Here is an 18,746-nt window from a genome sequence, read left to right as displayed (position 1 = left end):
TGGGAACCCCAGGGGAATGAGAGGCGCGCTCAGGGGCCGTCGGTCAGGCGCGCATTGCCGGAGGCACCCACTTCACGTGCCTGCATGGTGTCGTGAATCTCCTCCAGGCTCGCCGGGTCATCGATGGTCGAGGGCACGGCATACTCCTGGCCATCGGCGATATTGCGCAGCAGCTTGCGCAGGATCTTGCCGGAACGCGTCTTGGGCAGGCGGTCTACCACCAGCACCTGCTTGAAACAGGCAACCGGACCGATCTTGTCCCGCACCAGGGCGATAAGCTCTTCCTCGAGCTCCACTTCGCGGCCATCGAAGCCATCCTTGGGAATCACCAGGCCGACCGGCAGCTGCCCCTTGAGCGCATCATGAATGCCGATGACGGTGCATTCGGCCACGGCCGGGTGGGCGCCGACGACCTCCTCCATCTCGCCGGTGGAGAGGCGATGACCGGCCACGTTGATGACATCATCGGTACGCCCCATGATGAACAGGTAGCCATCCTCATCGACATAACCACCGTCCCCGGTGAGATAATAGCCCGGGAAGGCCGCCATATAGGCCGAATGGAAGCGTTCCGGGTCCCCCCAGACACCCGTCAGACAGCCCGGCGGCATGGGCTGCTTGATCACCACGGCGCCCTGCTCCATGGCATTCATGGGCTCGCCCTCACGGTCGAGGATCTGCACGTCGAAGCCGGGCACCGGCACGGTGGCACTGCCTGCCTTGGTCGGCATGGGCTCGAGGCCGTGCAGGTTGGCAGCGATGGGCCAGCCGGTTTCGGTCTGCCACCAGTGGTCGATGACCGGCACATCCAGCAGGTCATCCAGCCAATGGAAGGTCGGCGGGTCGAGGCGCTCACCGGCCAGAAACAGCGCCTTGAGGCTGGAGATATCATACTCGGCAAGCCGCTTGCCATCCGGATCCTCCTTCTTGATGGCGCGGAAGGCCGTCGGTGCGGTGAAGAAGCTCTTCACCCGATATTCCTCGATGATCCGCCAGAAGGCGCCGGCATCGGGGGTCTTCACCGGCTTGCCCTCGTAGACAATGGTGGTCGCCCCACGCAGCAGCGGCGCATAGACGATATAGGAATGGCCGACCACCCAGCCCACGTCCGAGGCCGAGAAGAACACTTCCCCCGGCGCCACGTCATAGATGGCGTCCATGGAATAGGCAAGCGCCACTGCATAGCCACCGGTATCTCGCACCACGCCCTTGGGCTTGCCCGTGGTCCCGGAGGTGTAGAGGACGTAGAGCGGATCGGTGCCCTTCACCGGGACGCAATCGGCGGGAGACGCCTTCTCCACGACCGTTGCCCAATCATGGTCGCGCGCTCCCAGCTCGGCGACATGCTGTTCGCGCTGGAAGATCACGCAGGCATCGGGCTTGTGAGCGCTCTGCTCGATGGCGGCATCGATGATGGGCTTGTAGGGCAGGACCTTGTTGACCTCGACGCCACAGGACGCCGCGATCACCACCTTCGGTGCTGCATCCTCGATACGCACGGACAGTTCATGAGGCGCAAAGCCACCGAACACCACCGAGTGCACGGCACCCAGCCGGGCACAGGCAAACATGGCGACCAGCGCCTCGGGCACCATGGGCATGTAGATCACCACACGATCGCCCTTCTCTACCCCCATCTCCTTGAGGGCACCGGCAAAGCTCGCTACCTGATCACGCATCTCGAGGTAGGTCAGGGTACGCTTGCTGTCCGTCACCGGGGAGTCCCACAGCACGGCCGGCTGGTCGCCCCGACCCTGCTCGACGTGATAATCGAGGGCGGCATAGGCGATGTTGAGCTCGCCGTCACCGTACCAGCGAGCATGCTGGGCCTCATCATATTCGAGGATGGCCTGGGGTTGCTTGAACCAGGGGATGCGCCGGGCCTGCTCGGCCCAGAACGTCTCGGGTTGTTCGACTGAACGACGAAATTCGTGGGTATAGGTACTCATGGCGTTCCTGTCACGGTCCGGTATCAATTATTGTTGACACTCTATAGAACAAATCGCGGAACTCCCTAAGACGATAGGCTAAATTCCGACGAAAGGTGCAGGGCTTGATATTTTATTGTCAACAAACAGCCAGCGACCGGATCGCGGATTCAACGCCCACGCCGCTTCCAAACTAGTCTATGATTGAGTAAAGCATGATATACCGTCACAGTGCTCGAGGGCGCCGGACGCAACTCCTCCACTCATGCGCAGCGCGGAGACATACCATGAACACTCCCAGCCGTGAGGCGGCACGACTCCTCGAAGGGGGTAGCGGCTCCATTGACCGTGCCACTGCCCTGCTCAAGGCGATGGCCAACGATAACCGGCTTCGCATTCTCTGCCTGCTGGACGCGGGCGAGATGTCGGTGACCGAGCTCAACGCTCATCTGGCGTTGAGCCAATCGGCACTCTCTCAGCATCTGGCCATCCTGCGCCGAGAGGACCTGGTCACCACCCGGCGCAGCTCCCAGACCATCTACTACTCGCTGCAGGGCGACAGCGTCAGGGCCGTGATCGCCACGCTGGTGGAACTCGGCCTGGCCGGAGAATAAGACCGCGCGGCTAGCGTTTCTGCCAGCGGCTGGCGTCGAGCGCCTCTGCCCCGCGCAACAGCGCTCGCTCGACGCCTGCGGATACCGCCAGGCCCAGCCGTTCGCCGAGCCGGCGTGGCGGCTCCAGCTTGACGCTGACTACCCTGGCCTCCTGCATGCGCGCCACTAGATAGGCCTCGCTGGTGCCCAGCGCATCCACCAACCCCTTGTCGAGGGCCTCGCTGCCATACCAGGTCTCGCCGGTGGCAATGGCATCGATATCCAGCCCCGGTCGGCGGCTCGCCACATGGCGCTTGAACAGCTCGTGGGTCCTTTCCATGTCGTCGAGAAACTTCTCGCGTCCCTCCTCGGTATTTTCCCCCAGCACCGTCAGGGTGCGCTTGTAGTGCCCGGCGGTCAGCACCTCGACATCGATATCATGGCGCTTGAGCAGGCGATGCACATTGGGGATCTGGGCCACCACGCCGATGGAGCCCAGTACCGCCAGGGGTGCCGCCCGCACGCTATCGGCCCCACACGCCATGAGATAACCGCCGCTGGCCGCCACCTTGTCGACGCAGACGGTCGTGGTGAGCCCCGCCTCGCTCAGGCGGTCGAGCTCGGCGGCCGCCAGGCCATAGGCATGCACCAGCCCGCCGCCGGATTCCAGGCGCACGATGACCTCATCGCCCGACTCGGCGGCCGCGATCACCGCCGAGACCTCCTCGGCGAAGCGCTCGGTACCGCTGGCCCGGATATCGCCATGGAAGTCCAGCACCCAGGCGGTGGTTCGGCGCTTTTCCGCCTCATCCTTGACGGCCTTTCCGGCCTTGGCGTGATTCTTGTCCTCGCGGCGAAAGGCCTTGATCATGCGCTTGCGGGCCCCCGGCTCGCTGGACGCCAGGCGCAGGCGACGCTTGCGGATGCTGCGCCCCCGGTTAAGCTCCTCGATCTTGAGCCGCGACTCGGTTCCCATCTCGCCACGCAACCTGACGACCACCAGCACGCCCAGGCCGACGATCACGACCAGGCTCACCAACTGAGCCAGAAACAGCCCGAACTCCGACAGCCACTCTCCCATCGATGCCTCCCTTGCGGCCTCGGGCCGCCATAGTGAACGCCCTTCGGCCCTTGAATTAAACAACTGTTTGAAATACGCTCACTGCATCGAAAAAATCGCCCAACCCCGCAGGAGCCTCTCATGAGCCAGTCTACCCTCGATACCCTCGTCGCTCGATTCGATCCCCAGGCCGCCAGCGGCATGGACGATGTCTTCCAGTTCCACTTCGACGATGCCGACAGCTACTACCTGGTCATTCAGAATCAGGAGCTGAGCGTTGAGTCCGGTGAGCATGACGACCCCTCCGTCACCCTGACGATGAGCACCGCCACCTTCAAGGGATTGATGACCGGCGAGATCAATGGCATGACCGCCTTCATGACAGGCAAGATCAAGGCCACCGGCAATGTGATGCTGGCCACCAAGCTGACCAGCCTCTTCCCCAACGAATAACCGCGGCGCCCTGCCCCCGAGATACCCAGCCCCGGGCTAGCTCCTTAGAACTACCCCCGAACCAGGGGCGCTGGGGATAAGCCGTAGAAGAGGTCCTACACCAGGGGTGAGAAGCACTGCTTCGAACGGGCTGGCCATGGATGGCCAGCACCGGTCCTGCAAGCGGAGCAGGATGCGAGAGCGAAGCAGGGTGTCGGTAGCGTACAGGGACGTATTCACAGCGCCTCCTCGTCGGTCCGGCGCTCCGGGGCTTGTCGCCAGATCAGCCCCGGGCTAGCCCCTTGCCGAGCTTGTTGCCGGACCCGCCCAGGGCGGACAGGCCTAGCGCGCCGCGACTTCCGCCAGATGGGTCTCGATGAGCGCCCGGGATATCGAATACAGCGGCGGCAGCTGGGGCAGCTGCCGGGGGGAAAACCAGGCGGCATCGGTGATCTCCACGCCATCGATGCGGATACGCCGGCTGGCGGCCTCGGCGAAGAACCCCAGCATCAACGCATGGGGAAAGGGCCAGGCCTGGCTGCGGAAGTAGCGAATGCGCCCCACCGTCAGCCCCACCTCCTCGAAGATCTCGCGCCGCACGGCCTCCTCCGACGACTCCCCGGGCTCGATGAAACCGGCCAGGGTCGAATAGCGCCGCGGCGGAAAACGCGGGCTACGCGCCAGCAGCAAGGCGTCTCCATGGGTCACCAGGGTGATGATGCAGGGCGAGATGCGCGGATAGTTGCGGTGCCCACAGGCCCGGCAGTGCATCGCAAACTCGGCATCGAGGCGCTCGGCCGGCGCCCCGCAGCGCCCACAGAAACGGTGGTTGCGCAGCCAGGCCCCCACCTGAAGGGCCGTGGACACCAGCGGGAAGAGCGACTCGGGCAGCCGCGCCAGCCATTCCCGGCCGGCGGGCCAGTCCTCACCCGCCTTCGCCTCGAGGGAGAGCGCCAGGGGCACCTCGTGCCAGTAGCCCAGGGGCTGCATCTCCGCCGTCCAGGGCACCACCGGCTGCAACACCCCGCCATCGGGCGCCGGGGCGAGGCGGCCTTCGGCCAGGCGAATCACGTACCCCTCTTGCGCGCCCCGGGGCAGCTCACGACGCAGCATCAGTGCGGGATCCCGTCGACGCCATCCCACAGGCACTCCCCCGCTTTCTCGCGGATCTGCGCCAGCTTCCGGCGGTGCGCCGCCAGCTCCGGGTCGCTGGGTGTCGACACACTCAGCGCGCCGTCTGCCACCGTTACCGGGCGGCGCTGGATGCCCGCTCGCCTGCCGCCTTCCGCGGTCATCGAAGCATCGAGCAGCAGCGCCGTCTGGCCCCCGGTCATCGCCAGATAGACCTCGGCGAGAATCTCGGCGTCCAGCAGCGCGCCGTGGAGCACCCGGTGGCCGTTGTCGATCTCGTAGCGCTTGCACAGCGCATCCAGGTTATTGCGCTGCCCCGGGTGCTTGTCCCGCGCCAGCTGCAGGGTATCGAGGACCCGGCAATGCTCGGCTACCGGGCCCAGCGCAGGCTCGCTACGCGCGCCGTTGAGCATCGCCAGCTCATGGTCGATGAAGCCCACGTCGAAGGGGGCATTATGGATGACCAGCTCGGCCCCCTCGATAAAGGCCCAGAACGCATCCGCGATCTCCGCGAACAGCGGCTCCTCGGCGACCCGCTCATTGGTAATGCCGTGGATCGAGATGGCCTCTTCCTCTATCTCGCGCTGGGGATTGATGAACTGGTGATAGGTGCGCCCGGTCAGCCGGCGGTTCACCATTTCCACCGCCCCGATCTCGATCAGGCGATGGCCGTCCTTGTGATCGATGCCGGTGGTCTCGGTATCCAGAACAATCTGACGCATCTCTATCCCTCTCAGGCCTGGTGACGATGATTATCGATGGCTTCGTTGGCGAGCTCGTCGGCGCGCTCGTTGCCCGGGTGGCCGCTGTGGCCCTTGACCCAATGCCAGTCGATCTCATGGCGATGGGTCTCCTCGAGCAGCTCCCGCCATAGCTCGGCGTTCTTGACCGGCTGGCGGCCGGCGGTCTTCCAGCCCCGCTTGATCCAGCCATGGATCCACTCGGTGATGCCACGCCGCAGATACTCGGAGTCGGTCCACAGCGCCACGCGGCAGGATTGCTTGAGCTCGCGAAGCGCCATGATCGCCGCCATCAATTCCATGCGGTTATTGGTGGTGCGCGCCTCATAGCCGTTCAGCGGCTTCTCGTGGGGCCCACTGATCAGCAGCGCCCCCCAGCCGCCCGGGCCCGGGTTGCCGCGGCAGGCACCATCGGTGTAAATGGTGACAGCGGGGAAGTCGCCGGGGTCTGAATCACTCAATCTCTGTCATCCTCTTCTCTTGGGGGAGCTACGGGCCCGGCGCCCAGGCGGGCAGCGGGAAGCGCCGTCCCCCCCAGGGGGCTGGTAAAGCGCAGCCGGGTGTCGCGGCTATTGAGCAGCTGCGGACGGCGGCACGCCTGGATCATGTAGCTGTCGCCCAACGGCAGGTTATGGCGCCGCCCCAGGGTCTCGAACAGGGCATTGCGTGCCGGCCGGCCAGGTAGACGAAAGGCGCAGTAGTCTACCCGCTCGACCTGAAAGTCGACAAACGCCAGCCAGTCACGCAGCCGGCCGGGGCTTCGCCATTGCCCCCGCCAGGGCAGCCGCTGACGCTTCCCCGGTGCCAGACGCCCCAGTGCACCGGCAGAAAACGGCATCCAGCCGAACAGGATGAGGCGTCCCTCATCGGCGGTCACCCGGGCCGCCTCCTGCAACATGTGATGGGGGTCGGGTGCCACCTCGAGTAGATGATGCACGATCACCAGGCTCAGGCTGTCGTCGGGAAGCGGCAGCGCATCAGGGGAGCAGATCAGCGTGGCGGCGTCCTGCGCTAGCTCACGGCTGGGCGCCCAGCCCATCGCATGGCGTACGGGGCACATATCGGCCAGCAGGTTGCCGAACCCCAGCTCCAGGCTATGCACGCCGAAGAGCCGCTCACAGATCGGGCCCAGGCAGGCACGTTCGGCGCGGCGCACGGCGGCACCGGTCGGCGTGGACCAGAACTGCTGCCCTTCGCGCAACAGATCGGCAAGGCGCTGGGCGCCGGTCTCGGTTGACATGCCTTTCCCTACTCTTCATATTGACCGGATTTTGCGAACCGTTCATGCCCACTCAGGACACTCAGCCCATGTTGAGCGTGACACCGATTCCCGCGTTTAGCGATAACTATATCTGGCTTCTACGTCAGGACACGACCCCCGACGTCTGTGTGGTGGACCCCGGCGATGCGGCCCCGGTCATCGAACTGCTCGAGCGTGAGTCGCTGTCCCTCTCGACGGTGATGATCACCCATCACCACCCGGATCACACCGGTGGGCTGGCCGAACTCATCAAGCGCTACTCCCCACGAGTGATAGGGCCCGACAACGAGGCCATCGGCGGCATCGATACCCCGGTCACCGAGGGCGACGAGATTCGCGTCATGGGGCGATTATTCGAGGTCATCGCCGTGCCGGGGCACACCCTGGACCATATCGCCTTCTTTACCCCCGGTATTCCGCCGCTGCTGTTTGGCGGTGATGCCCTGTTCAGCGCCGGCTGTGGGCGCCTCTTCGAAGGCAGTCCGGAACAGATGCATGGCTCGCTGCAGAAGCTGGCCGCGCTGCCCGACGACACCCTGATCTTTGCCGCCCACGAATACACCGAAGCCAATCTGCGCTTTGCGTTGGCCGCCGACCCTCACAACCCGGACGTGGTCCAGGCCATGCAGGAGTGTCAGCGAGCCCGGGAACTCGAGCGCCCGACGCTGCCCACCTCCATGGCCCGCGAGAAACGCATTAACCCCTTCCTGCGCGTGGCGGATGCCGGCGTACGTCAAGCCGGCTCGGTACACGGTAGCGTCGACAGCGACGAGGCGACGTTCACCACCCTGCGTGCCTGGAAGGACAATTTCTGAACTCGATCCCTGGACGCCTGACGGCCGTCGGCCACACCGAAGGCTTCGACGTACCCTGGAGGAACACGACCGGATGACCTATTACACCACGCGTCGCAGGCTGCTCGGCGTCGCCAGCAGTACCGCCCTGCTCGGGGCCCTGCTGACAGCCGGCTCCCAGATTCAAGCCGCCCCTCTCGACCACCACATCACGCTTCGCGACGGGCAACCCGCCGCCCTGGTGGCCAGCCCGAACCATTCAAAAGGGCACTTCTGGGCCGACCTGGCGCTGGAAAGCCGTGATGCCTGGAGCCGGCTACGCGATAGCTTCCAGTGGCAGGACGAGGCCTATGAGCCGCGTGTACAGGCCTGGATCGATCACTATCGACAATCGCCCCACAATATTGCCGAGATCACCGAGCGCGCTCGGCCCTGGCTCGCCTGGATCACCCAGAAGGTGGAGGAGCGGGGTCTACCCGGCGAGATCGCCCTGATCCCCTTCATCGAAAGCTCCTTCGACCCCAGTGCACGTTCCCACCGCGGCGCCGCCGGCCTGTGGCAGTTCATGCCCCGCACCGGCGACTCCCTGGGGCTGAGCCGGCAGCGCGGCTACGATGGCCGCCTGGATGTGGTGGCCTCCACCTATGCCGCCCTCGACTATATCGAATACCAGGCCGAGCAGTGGTACGAGGGTGATCTCGAACTCTCCCTGGCGGCCTACAACGCCGGTGCGGGTACCGTCAACAAGGCACGCCGCCGGGCCATCGCCCAGGGCAAGGGAAGTGACTACTGGAGCCTCTCGCTGCCGCGGGAGACCATGAACTACGTGCCCAAGCTCAAGGCCATCGCCGCGATCATCGACGCCCCGGATCACTATGACGTCGCCCTCCCCGAGATCGAGGAGGCCCCGGCCTTCGCCAAGATTCCCGTGGAGCGCCCGCTGCGTCTCGACGAGGCCGCCCGTCTCGCCGGCGTGTCCCGTGGCACGATCGCCACCCTGAACCCCGGGGTGACCGGTGGCGCCATCCGGCCCGGCAAGGACCGCGTGCTGCTGGTGCCGGCCGAGCGCGCCGATACCATGCTGGCAAGCCTCGAGGGCCCCGCGCGACCAGGCGGCGCACAGGACTCTCAGTACCTGGTACGCCGTGGCGACACCCTGGCCGATATCGCCGCCTATCGTGGCATCAGCGTCGGAGAACTGCGCCGGGCCAACGGCCTCTCGGGCAATCTGATTCGCCCGGGGCAGACGCTCGAGCTGCCCACTCGAAGCCTCGCCTCGCGCTAAGCGCGGCAGGGGGTATTGCCTTTCACGCTCGGGGCTGACACCTTATCAGGCAACGACGCCGGCGCCAGCCGGCGTTATCGTCGACACGGGATGTCAGAATGTCTCTACCTTCGCGCCGGCGCACCGCCGCTTCGTTCACCGCGCTTCTCGCCCTGTTCGCTCTTGCGGCTCCCCCGGCCGGCGCCCAGACGATATCCGACCCGGCGCCGCGATCCGACTCCCCGGCCACCGTGCATGGCCTCTCCCTCTACGGCGAGCCCGAACTCCCCGCCGGCTTCGATCACTTCCCCTATGTCAATCCCGAAGCGCCCAAGGGCGGCGAGCTGACCCAGGCGGCCGTGGGCGGCAGCTTCGACTCGACAAATCCCTTTATCATCCGCGGCACGCCGGCGGCCGGGGTATCACGCATCTACGACACCCTGCTGGAGGGCAATCCCGACGAGCCCTTCTCGCTCTATGGCCTGCTGGCCCAGGGCATCCGGCTGGACCCGGACCGGGAATGGATCGAGTTCGACCTGCGCCCCGAGGCGCGCTTCCACGATGGCGAGCCCCTGACCGCCGACGACGTGGTCTTCAGCTTCGAGCTGCTCACCGAGCAGGGCAACCCCTTCTACGGCGCCTACTACGCCGACGTCGAGAGCGTCACCGCCCTGGACGAGGACACGGTGCGCTTCACCTTCGCCTCTACCCACTCCCGGGAGCTCCCGCTGATCGTCGGCCAGCTGCCGATTCTGCCAGAGCACTACTGGGCCGGCCGCGATTTCACCTCGCCGACTCTGGAAGCACATCCCGGCTCCGGCCCCTACCGCATCGCCGAGGTCGACCCGGGCAGGCGCATCGTCTATGCGCGCGTGGCGGACTACTGGGGCCAGGACCTGGCGGTCAACCGCGGGCGCCACAACATCGACCGCCTGGTCCATGACTACTACCGGGACCGGGACATCGCCTGGGAGGCCTTCAAGGCCGGGGTGCTGGACTATCGCATCGATGCCCGCGCCGCCACCTGGGCCACCGGCTATGACTTTCCGGCCTTCGAGGCGGGCCGGGTCAGGAAGCTGAGCATACCCGACGGTCAGCCGGCGCCGATGCAGGCCTTCATCTTCAACCTGCGCCAGGATAAGTTCCAGGACCCCCGCGTCCGCGAGGCCCTGGCGCTGACCTTCGACTTCCCCTGGCTCAACGCCAATATCTTCTACGACGCCTATCGGCGGACCCGCAGCTTCTTCCAGAACTCCGAGATGGCCGCCACGGGGCTGCCCAGCGACGCCGAGCTGGCGGTGCTGGCCCCCTGGCGCGACCAGCTTCCCGATGACGTCTTCGATGAGCCGCTGCCCATGGACCACCCCCGGGCGCTACGCGAGCGGCTGCGCCTGGCCCTCACCCTGCTCCGGGAGGCGGGCTACGCGGTTCGCGATGGCGGCCTGGTCGATGCCGAGACAGGAGAGCCCCTGGAACTCGAGGTGCTGCTCTACGACAGCGGTCTGGAGCGGGTGGTCCAGCCCATGCTGCGCAACATGGCGCGCCTGGGCATCAAGGGCACCATTCGCATCGTCGATATCAACCAGTACCTGAACCGGCTGCGTGGCTTCGACTTCGACATGGTGGTCGGCCAGTTCCCCCAGTCCAACAACCCGGGCAACGAACAGCGCGAGTTCTGGACCAGCGAGTACGCCGAGACGCCTCAGAGCCGCAACCTCATGGGGCTGGCCGACCCGGTGGTGGATGACCTCGTCGAGCAGCTGATTCGCGCCGATAGCCGCGCGACCCTCAACACCCTGGCCCGGGCCCTGGATCGGGTGCTGCGCCATCGCGCCATCGTGATCCCCCACTACCACTCCGGCGAGACTCGGGTGGCGGTCTGGGACAAGTTCGGCTGGCCGGAACCGGGGCCCGCCTACGGCCGAGACCTCGACGCCTGGTGGGTGGACCCCGAGCGCGCCGCGCGCCTCGAACAGGGAGACCCTCAATCATGAGCCGCTATGTGCTGCGTCGCCTGCTGCTGATGATCCCCACCCTGCTGGGCATCATGCTGCTCAACTTCGTCATCGTGCAGGCCGCCCCCGGCGGGCCCATCGACCAGATGCTGGCCCGCTTCGAGGGGGTCGACAGCATGTCCAGCACCCGCCTCGATACCGGCGGCGGCGAAGTGGTGGTCCAGGACGAGTCCCGCGGCGCCCGGGGCATCGACCCGCGCTTCATCGAACAGCTCGAGGCCCAGTTCGGCTTCGACCAGCCACCCCACGAACGCTTTATCGGCATGCTGGCCGACTACGCCACCTTCGACTTCGGCACGAGCTTCTTTCGCGACCGACCGGTCATCGAGCTGATGATCGAACGCCTGCCGGTGTCGGTATCGCTCGGGCTATGGACCACCCTGCTGGTCTATCTCATCTCCATCCCGCTGGGGATACGCAAGGCGTTGCATCACGGCTCGCGCTTCGATGTCTGGACCTCGGGACTGGTGATCGTCGGCTACGCCATTCCCGGTTTCCTGTTCGCCATCCTGCTGATCGTGCTGTTTGCCGGCGGCAGCTACTGGGACCTCTTCCCCCTGCGCGGGCTCACCTCCCCGAATTTCGACGAGCTCTCGTCCTGGGGCAAGGCCAAGGACTATCTCTGGCATATCACCCTGCCGGTCATCGCCATGACCATCGGCAGCTTCGCCACCCTCACCATGCTCACCAAGAACAGCTTCCTGGACGAGATCCACAAGCAGTACGTGCTGACCGCCCGGGCCAAGGGCGCCAGCGACCAACGCGTGCTCTACGGCCACGTCTTCCGTAACGCCATGCTGATCATCATCGCCGGGCTGCCCGGCGCCCTGATCACGATATTTTTCACCGGGTCGCTGCTGATCGAGGTGATCTTCTCCCTGGAGGGGCTGGGGCTGCTCGGCTTCGAGGCGGTGATGCAACGGGATTATCCGGTGATCTTCGGCACCCTCTACCTGTATACGCTGATCGGCCTGCTGCTCAAGCTGGTCTCCGACCTCACCTATGTATGGGTCGATCCCCGCATCGACTTCGAGACACGGGAGTCCTGAGCCGATGGCTTCTGTCTACACTCGCCTGGCGGGGCGTTTCTCGCCCATCACCCGCCGCCGCTTCGGGGTGTTTCGTGCCAACCGCCGCGCCTGGGTGTCACTATGGCTCTTCGGCGTGCTGTTCGTGGTGAGCCTGGCCGCCGAGCTGATCGCCAACGACAAGCCCCTGGTGATGCAGTATCAGGGCGAATGGTATGTGCCGCTGCTGGTGGACTATCCCGAGACCGAGTTCGATGGCTTCCTGCCCACCACCGCGGATTACCACGACCCCTTCATGCGCGCCCAGATCGAGACGCACGGCTGGGCACTCTGGCCACCGGTACCCTTCTCGTATCAGACCCTGGACATGCAGATGATGCGTCCTTCCCCGGCGCCTCCCGATGGGCGCCACTGGCTGGGCACCGACGACCAGGGGCGCGACGTGCTGGCCCGGGTGATCTATGGCTTTCGACTCTCCGTGGCCTTCGCCCTGGTGCTCACCGCCGGCTCCCTCGCCCTGGGCGTGCTGGTGGGGGGCATCCAGGGCTACTTCGGCGGCAAGACCGACCTGATCGGTCAGCGCTTCACGGAAATCTGGCAGGGCCTGCCGGTGCTCTTCCTGCTGATCATCCTGGCCAGCTTCGTGCAGCCCGGCTTCTGGTGGCTGCTGGGCATCATGCTGCTGTTCTCCTGGCTGGGGCTGGTTGACGTGGTACGCGCCGAGTTCCTGCGCGCCCGCAACCTGGAGTATGTGCGGGCGGCACGCGCCATGGGGCTGACACCGCGCCTGATCATGTGGCGCCACGTACTGCCCAACGCCATGGTGGCCACCCTGACCTTCATCCCCTTCCTGTTCACCGGCGCCATTACTACCCTGACCGCGCTCGACTTCCTGGGCTTCGGCCTGCCGCCGGGCTCGCCGTCGCTGGGGGAGCTGGTCGCCCAGGGCAAGAACAACCTGCACGCCCCCTGGCTTGGCATCACCGCCTTCGTCAGCCTGTCGCTGATGCTCTCGCTGCTCGTCTTCATCGGCGAAGGCCTGCGCGATGCCTTCGACCCCCGCCATATCCAGCATGCCCCGGCCCCCGAGAGGAGTCCCGCCGATGCCTGACCTGCTGCGTCTCGAGGACCTCTCCATCGCCTTCGACGGCGTGACCGTGGTCGACCGCCTCAGCCTGAGCGTCGGACGCGGCGAGACCCTGGCCCTGGTGGGCGAATCCGGTTCCGGCAAGTCGGTCTCGGCACTGGGCACCATGGGGCTGCTGCCGGGCAACGCCGCCGTCACCGGCGAGCGCCGGCTGGGCGATACCGACCTCACCCGCCTGCGCCGGCGCGACTGGCAGGGCCTGCGTGGTGGGCGAGTGGGGTTCATCTTTCAGGAGCCGATGACCTCGCTCAACCCCCTGCATACCGTCGGCAAGCAGATCGGCGAGACCCTGAGATTGCATCAGGGCCTCTCCGGCCGGGCGGCCAGGGCCAGGGTGGTCGAACTGCTGGAACAGGTACGGCTGCCCCGGACCCTGGAGCTTGCCGACGCCTGGCCACATCAGCTGTCCGGCGGCCAGCGCCAGCGGGTGATGATCGCCATGGCCATCGCCAATTCCCCGGCATTGTTGATCGCCGACGAGCCCACCACGGCGCTGGACGTCACCGTACAGCAAGAGATCCTCGCCCTGCTCGCCGACCTGCGCGACCGCCACGGCATGGGCATGCTGTTTATCACCCACGACCTGAACCTGGTGCGCCGCCACGCCGACCGGGTCTGCGTGCTCTACCAGGGCCGCGAACAGGAGACGGGGCCGGTGGAGCGGGTCTTCGCCTCGCCCCGCAGCCCTTACACCCGCACCCTGCTGGACGCCGAACCCGAGGGCCGCCCCGCATCGACCGGCACCGGGGCCACGCTGCTGCATGCCGAGGGGCTCGGGGTGAGCTTCCAGCGCCCCAAGAAGCTACTGATGAAGCGCCCCCCCGCCTTCGAGGCGGTCAGACCCCTCTCCCTGCGCCTCGGCCAGGGCGAGACCCTGGGCATCGTCGGTGAGTCCGGCTCCGGCAAGACGACGTTGGCCCAGGCGCTGCTGCGCCTGGTGGCCAGTCACGGCGAGATCCATTTCGATGACACCCGGCTGGATACCCTCTCCGGCGGTGCCCTGCGGCGCATGCGCCAGCGCGCCCAGATCGTCTTCCAGGACCCCTACGGCTCGCTCTCCCCGCGGCTGTCGGTGGCCGATATCGTCAGCGAGGGGCTACGCTTCCACCACCCCGACCTCGAGGAGCGCGAGGTGCGCCGCCGGGTCGCCGCCACCCTGCACGAGGTGGGCCTCCCCGATGACTGCGCCGATCGCTATCCCCACGAATTCTCCGGCGGTCAACGCCAGCGCATCGCCGTGGCCAGGGCCATCATCCTGGAACCGGCCCTGCTGGTGCTCGACGAACCCACCTCGGCACTGGACCGAACCGTGCAGAAGCAACTGGTGAGCCTGTTACGCGGCCTCCAGGACAGGCGCGGCATCAGCTACCTGTTTATCAGCCACGACCTCGCGGTGGTCCGCGCCATGGCCCACCGCCTCATGGTCCTCAAGGACGGCGAAGTCGTGGAGGAAGGCGACTGCCTGGAGGTGCTGGCCCGGCCCCGCAGCGACTATACCCGGGCCCTGGTTAACGCCGCCGGGCTCTAGCCCTCCCCACTCCCCATGGGGTCAGACCCCCGGGATTGGCGTCAGACCCCGGAGAGTTGGGGTCAGACCCCCGGGATTGGGGTCAGACCCCGGGGGTTGGGGGTCTGACCCCACCAGCCCTGACCCCACAGCCCACTCCACAGCCCCAGGGGGCTTCAAAAGCCGCCTCTCCCCTTGATTGGAACAGGGTCCGTCTCGGCGCACTGATCTATACTCGGCGCAGTCTCGATCATCGGCGGGTATCCTATGCGCCCCTGTCTTGCCTTTCTGCTGAGCCTGCTGTGCCTGCTGGGGACACAGCAGGCCGCCCTCGGGTACTCGGTGCCGCCAGAGCCCCTCGCCGGGTGGGAATGGCGCTGGGGCGATTCCCCCCGGGACACCACTGGCGCACCGATCTGGCTAAGCGAGGACAAGGGCGTCGACTGGCAGGCCATCGACGTCCCCTCCAACCCGCCCGGTCGGCAAGGCAGGCAGAACCTCTGGCTACGCACGTCGCTACCCGAGGGAGACTGGCCCGACCCGGTCCTGTATATCAACAGCATCGACCTGATCGCCCAGTTCTATCTCGATGGCGAGCCGCTGTCCCAGTTCGGCGAATTCGATCGTCAGGGGCGCGGCGACTTCGCCGGCTGGCCCTGGCACATGATCGAGCTCCCCGACGACTTCGCCGGCAAGAGCCTGCATGTCCGAATCTTCTCCGATTACACCGATATCGGCCTCTGGGGCGAGGCCTCGGTCATGGATCGCCTGGACGTGCTGGCAATGATCGTGCACCGCTCCTGGCGCGACGTGGTCATCAGTGCCTTCTCGCTGCTCCTCGCCCTGCTCGCCGGTAGCTTCGCCCTGATTGGGGCACAGCGACATAGCCTGGGGGCCATCGCGCTCTTCTCGATGGCGGCGAGCACCATGATCTTCGCCGAGACCCCGCTCAGCCAGCTGCTCCTGGACCGCCCGCTCGTCTGGTGCCTGCTGACAGCCACCGGCTACTTTACCCTGCCGGTAGGGATGGGCCTGCTGCTGACACGCTGGCTGACGGGACGCCCTAGACGCTGCATCGGACTGCTATGGCGCCTGCACCTGGTGTATCTGGTGGCTGCCCTGGGACTCAGCCAGCTTGGCCTGGTGACCCTGGCCGATACCTTCCCGCCCTTCGACGCGATGCTGTCGCTCAGCCTGCCCCTGATGCTGGCCATGGCGGCCTGGCACTTCCCCCGGCTGGAAGGCGAGCAGCGCTGGATCATCGGTAGTTTTGCGGTGATGGCGGGCCTGCTGCTGGCCGATATGGCCATCGCCCATGGCCTGGTGGCCTGGCGCAAGATACCCATCAGCCTGGGCCTGCTGGCCTTTTCCCTCGCCGTTGTCGGGGTCTCGCTATGGCATTATCGCCGCACTCAACACGAGCTGACGCGCCTCAACCGGCACCTGGAAGAGCAGGTGCACGAGCGCACGGCCAAGCTCGACTGTCTCGTGCGCAAGCTCGAGGAATTCTCCTATGAAGACCCCCTTACCGGACTCAAGAACCGCCGCTACTTCGATGAGCTGATGCAGCACGAGACCACTCGCGCCGACCGGGAGGGGTCGCCCCTCTCGCTGATCATGATCGACCTCGACCACTTCAAGCAGATCAACGACCAGTACGGCCACGAGGCCGGAGACAGCGTGCTGATGTCGGTGGCCGACATGCTCCAGGATCACTTCCGCAATGCCGATGTGGTCTGCCGCATGGGGGGCGAGGAGTTCGTGGCCCTGCTGCCCGGCGCCACGACCGAGCGCGCCGAGGCCCGGGCCCAGGCACTGGTCGAGCGGGTCCGGCGCCTGGAGATGCGATACGCCGAGATGCGACTGCCACCGATCACCCTCTCCTGCGGGGTCGCCACCTATCCCTGCCATGCCCGGGAGCCCATTGCCCTGCTGGGGCTCGCCGACAAGGCCCTCTACCAGGCGAAATACCGGGGCCGCAATCGAAGCGCCACCTGGAATACGGTGACGCCCGATTCGCCGTCCACCACAGAACCGGGCTAGCAGGCCAGTCTACTGCATCGCTTCTCGGGGCTGATCTGGCGGCAAGCCCCGGAGCGCCGGACCGACGAGGAGGCGCTGTGAATACGTCCCTGTACGCTACCGATGCCATCCATGGCATAGGACCTCCTCTTCGGCTTACCCCCAGCGCCCCTCACTCGGGCGGAACTTCACCAACCCTGGATGAGAAAGCTGGCTAGAAAGCCGCCACCTCCTCGGCGGAGAGCTCTCGCCACTCCCCCTCGGCCAGCTCACCCAGCGCCAGCGGGCCGATCGCCTCGCGGTGCAGGGCCTCCACATGATGGCCGATGGCGGCAAACATCCGCTTCACCTGGTGATACTTGCCCTCATAGAGCACCAGCTCGGCCACCCGGGGCTCACGCATCGCAAGCTCGGCGGGCCGTGTGGGCTTCTCTTCCCCCTCCAGCAGGACCCCCTCCGCGAAGTCACGCACGGCGGCGTCGAGGGCATCCCCCTCCAGGGGCTCGGCGAGGGTCACGCGATAGACCTTGCCACAGCGGCGCTTGGGCGAGGTCACCCGATGCGACCACTGGCCATCGTCGCTGAGCAGCACCAGGCCGGTGGTGTCGACATCCAGGCGCCCCACCGTCTGCAGGCGCTCGAGCATCGGCAGGTCGATGAGGTCGATGGCCCGCGGATAAAGGGTGCGCCGGGTGGTGCACTCCACGCCGGCCGGCTTGTGCAGGATGACGTAACGCAGTCCCACCAGCATCAGCGGCTCACCTTGGAAGGTCACGCGGTGATGCTCGTTCACCTGGGTGGCGGCATTCTTGATGACCTCGCCGTCGACGCTGACCTCGCCACGATGCATCGCCTTCTTGGCCAGGCTACGGGTCAGCTCGGTGGACTCACAGATAAAACGGTCGAGACGCATCAGTGACCCACCCCGTCCGCCAGACTGAAATGGTCGGCATCGCGCCAGGCGGGGAACTTGTCCCGGAAGCGTTCCAGCGCCTCGAGGGACAGGCTCGCCGTCCTGACGAAGGCGCGGCCCTCGGGCTCGTCGATCAATGCCTCCCCCTTGGGGTCGATGAGCATGGAGTCCCCGGCATAGGGCAGCCCCTTGGCATCCTCGCCGACGCGGTTCACCCCGATCACCGGACACAGGTTCTCGATGGCCCGGGCCTGGAGCAGCACGCGCCAGGGGTGGCGCCGAGGCGCCGGCCAGTTGGCCACACACAGCAGGGCGTCGTATTCGAAGGACTCCTCGGGGCCGGGCTGCTGGCGCAGCCAGACCGGAAAGCGCAGGTCATAGCAGACGCTGAGCAGGATACGAAAGCCCTTGAGCTCGACGATCACCCGCTGATGCCCCATGGCATAACGCTCGTGTTCGCCGGCCATGCGGAACAGGTGGCGCTTGTCGTAGGTGGCCCAGGAGCCGTCCGGGCGGGCCCATACCAGGCGATTGTAATAATCGCCATTGTCCACCACCGCCACGCTCCCGGTGACCACGCAGCCGCGCTGCCACGCCTGCTCGCGCAGCCAGGCCACGGTGGCGCTCTCGCCCATGGGCTCGGCCATCTCCCGGGAATTCATGGTGAAGCCGGTGGCGAACATTTCCGGCAACACGATCAGGTCGGTCTGATCACCGCCGAGATCGCCGAGCGTCTCTTCCAGCATCCGGCAATTGGCCGTCGGATCCTCCCAGCGCAGGTCACACTGCACCAGCGTCGTTCTCAGCTCACTCATGGGAATCTCCCTCCGCGGTGACAATATTGGCGTCCAGACTACCCCACCACGACCGCACCGTCAGCCGTGGCCGGGGAATGACGTACAATGGCCTCG

Annotated in this window: 17 protein-coding genes; 9 read left to right on the top strand and 8 right to left on the bottom strand. The window is 66.3% G+C overall.

Features of this window, described 5'->3' with window-relative positions; genetic code table 11:
• Positions 1-29: 29 nt before the first annotated feature.
• Positions 30-1,949 (bottom strand): propionyl-CoA synthetase, encoded by a 1,920-nt coding sequence (locus Q358_RS0109620; protein ID WP_043488028.1) that lies wholly within the window; start codon positions 1,947-1,949, stop codon positions 30-32.
• Between the two features lie 266 nt (positions 1,950-2,215).
• On the opposite strand from Q358_RS0109620, the gene Q358_RS0109615 reads away from it, so the two are divergent.
• Positions 2,216-2,542, top strand: a complete 327-nt coding sequence (locus Q358_RS0109615; RefSeq protein WP_027961839.1) for an ArsR/SmtB family transcription factor — start codon at positions 2,216-2,218, stop codon at positions 2,540-2,542.
• 10 nt (positions 2,543-2,552) lie between these two features.
• Here Q358_RS0109615 and sohB read toward each other — a convergent pair whose 3' ends face one another.
• Positions 2,553-3,602 carry a protease SohB gene (gene sohB / locus Q358_RS0109610; RefSeq protein WP_027961838.1) on the bottom strand — a complete coding sequence of 350 codons (1,050 nt, stop codon included), beginning with the start codon at positions 3,600-3,602 and terminating at the stop codon, positions 2,553-2,555.
• A 120-nt stretch (positions 3,603-3,722) separates the two neighbouring features.
• On the opposite strand from sohB, the gene Q358_RS0109605 reads away from it, so the two are divergent.
• On the top strand, positions 3,723-4,034 hold the full coding sequence (locus tag Q358_RS0109605) for an SCP2 sterol-binding domain-containing protein (protein WP_027961837.1): 312 nt from the start codon (positions 3,723-3,725) through the stop codon (positions 4,032-4,034).
• Between the two features lie 321 nt (positions 4,035-4,355).
• Here Q358_RS0109605 and nudC read toward each other — a convergent pair whose 3' ends face one another.
• Genes nudC through Q358_RS17085 form a run of 4 tightly spaced genes read right to left on the bottom strand, consistent with a single transcriptional unit; the run spans position 4,356 to position 7,124 of the window.
• The gene (gene nudC / locus Q358_RS0109600; protein WP_027961836.1) at positions 4,356-5,126 is read right to left on the bottom strand and encodes an NAD(+) diphosphatase; all 771 of its coding nucleotides are present in this window, start codon (positions 5,124-5,126) and stop codon (positions 4,356-4,358) included.
• A complete protein-coding gene (dnaQ, locus tag Q358_RS0109595) occupies positions 5,126-5,866 on the bottom strand; it encodes a DNA polymerase III subunit epsilon (protein WP_027961835.1) in 741 nt (246 codons plus the stop codon). The genes nudC and dnaQ overlap by 1 nt, the downstream gene beginning before the upstream one ends.
• An 11-nt stretch (positions 5,867-5,877) precedes the next feature.
• On the bottom strand, positions 5,878-6,345 hold the full coding sequence (rnhA, locus tag Q358_RS0109590) for a ribonuclease HI (RefSeq protein ID WP_027961834.1): 468 nt from the start codon (positions 6,343-6,345) through the stop codon (positions 5,878-5,880).
• Positions 6,342-7,124, bottom strand: a complete 783-nt coding sequence (locus Q358_RS17085) for a class I SAM-dependent methyltransferase (RefSeq protein WP_051530288.1) — start codon at positions 7,122-7,124, stop codon at positions 6,342-6,344. Before Q358_RS17085 ends, rnhA begins: the two co-directional genes overlap by 4 nt.
• 68 nt (positions 7,125-7,192) lie before the next feature.
• Here Q358_RS17085 and gloB point away from each other — a divergent pair, with 68 nt between their 5' ends.
• The 7 genes from gloB to Q358_RS0109550 all read left to right on the top strand — a co-directional run bounded on the left by gloB (position 7,193) and on the right by Q358_RS0109550 (position 16,943).
• The gene (gene gloB / locus Q358_RS0109580; protein ID WP_027961833.1) at positions 7,193-7,960 is read left to right on the top strand and encodes a hydroxyacylglutathione hydrolase; all 768 of its coding nucleotides are present in this window, start codon (positions 7,193-7,195) and stop codon (positions 7,958-7,960) included.
• 73 nt (positions 7,961-8,033) lie between these two features.
• The gene (locus Q358_RS0109575) at positions 8,034-9,224 is read left to right on the top strand and encodes a transglycosylase SLT domain-containing protein (RefSeq protein WP_027961832.1); all 1,191 of its coding nucleotides are present in this window, start codon (positions 8,034-8,036) and stop codon (positions 9,222-9,224) included.
• Positions 9,225-9,322: 98 nt separating this feature from the next.
• Entirely contained in the window at positions 9,323-11,197 is a 1,875-nt protein-coding gene (locus tag Q358_RS17080; protein WP_051530287.1) for an extracellular solute-binding protein, read from the top strand.
• Positions 11,194-12,267: a microcin C ABC transporter permease YejB gene (locus Q358_RS0109565; RefSeq protein WP_027961831.1), complete on the top strand. Its 1,074-nt coding sequence runs from the start codon at positions 11,194-11,196 to the stop codon at positions 12,265-12,267. The genes Q358_RS17080 and Q358_RS0109565 overlap by 4 nt, the downstream gene beginning before the upstream one ends.
• Before the next feature lie 4 nt (positions 12,268-12,271).
• A complete protein-coding gene (locus tag Q358_RS0109560) occupies positions 12,272-13,357 on the top strand; it encodes an ABC transporter permease (protein WP_027961830.1) in 1,086 nt (361 codons plus the stop codon).
• Positions 13,350-14,921 carry an ABC transporter ATP-binding protein gene (locus tag Q358_RS0109555; RefSeq protein WP_027961829.1) on the top strand — a complete coding sequence of 524 codons (1,572 nt, stop codon included), beginning with the start codon at positions 13,350-13,352 and terminating at the stop codon, positions 14,919-14,921. The genes Q358_RS0109560 and Q358_RS0109555 overlap by 8 nt, the downstream gene beginning before the upstream one ends.
• Positions 14,922-15,167: 246 nt before the next feature.
• Positions 15,168-16,943 carry a GGDEF domain-containing protein gene (locus tag Q358_RS0109550; protein WP_027961828.1) on the top strand — a complete coding sequence of 592 codons (1,776 nt, stop codon included), beginning with the start codon at positions 15,168-15,170 and terminating at the stop codon, positions 16,941-16,943.
• Between the two features lie 193 nt (positions 16,944-17,136).
• Here Q358_RS0109550 and Q358_RS0109545 read toward each other — a convergent pair whose 3' ends face one another.
• Both Q358_RS0109545 and Q358_RS0109540 read right to left on the bottom strand, forming a co-directional pair.
• Complete coding sequence (locus Q358_RS0109545; protein ID WP_027961827.1) at positions 17,137-17,835, bottom strand: pseudouridine synthase; 699 nt, start codon at positions 17,833-17,835, stop codon at positions 17,137-17,139.
• Complete coding sequence (locus Q358_RS0109540; RefSeq protein WP_027961826.1) at positions 17,835-18,650, bottom strand: amidohydrolase; 816 nt, start codon at positions 18,648-18,650, stop codon at positions 17,835-17,837. Before Q358_RS0109540 ends, Q358_RS0109545 begins: the two co-directional genes overlap by 1 nt.
• Positions 18,651-18,746: the final 96 nt, after the last annotated feature.

Origin of the sequence: Halomonas halodenitrificans DSM 735, assembly GCF_000620045.1 — a bacterium.
GTDB classification, from domain to species: Bacteria; Pseudomonadota; Gammaproteobacteria; order Pseudomonadales; family Halomonadaceae; genus Halomonas; species Halomonas halodenitrificans.
The sequence above is the reverse complement of the archived record's forward strand: the minus strand, read 5'-3'. Positions and strand labels throughout refer to the sequence as shown.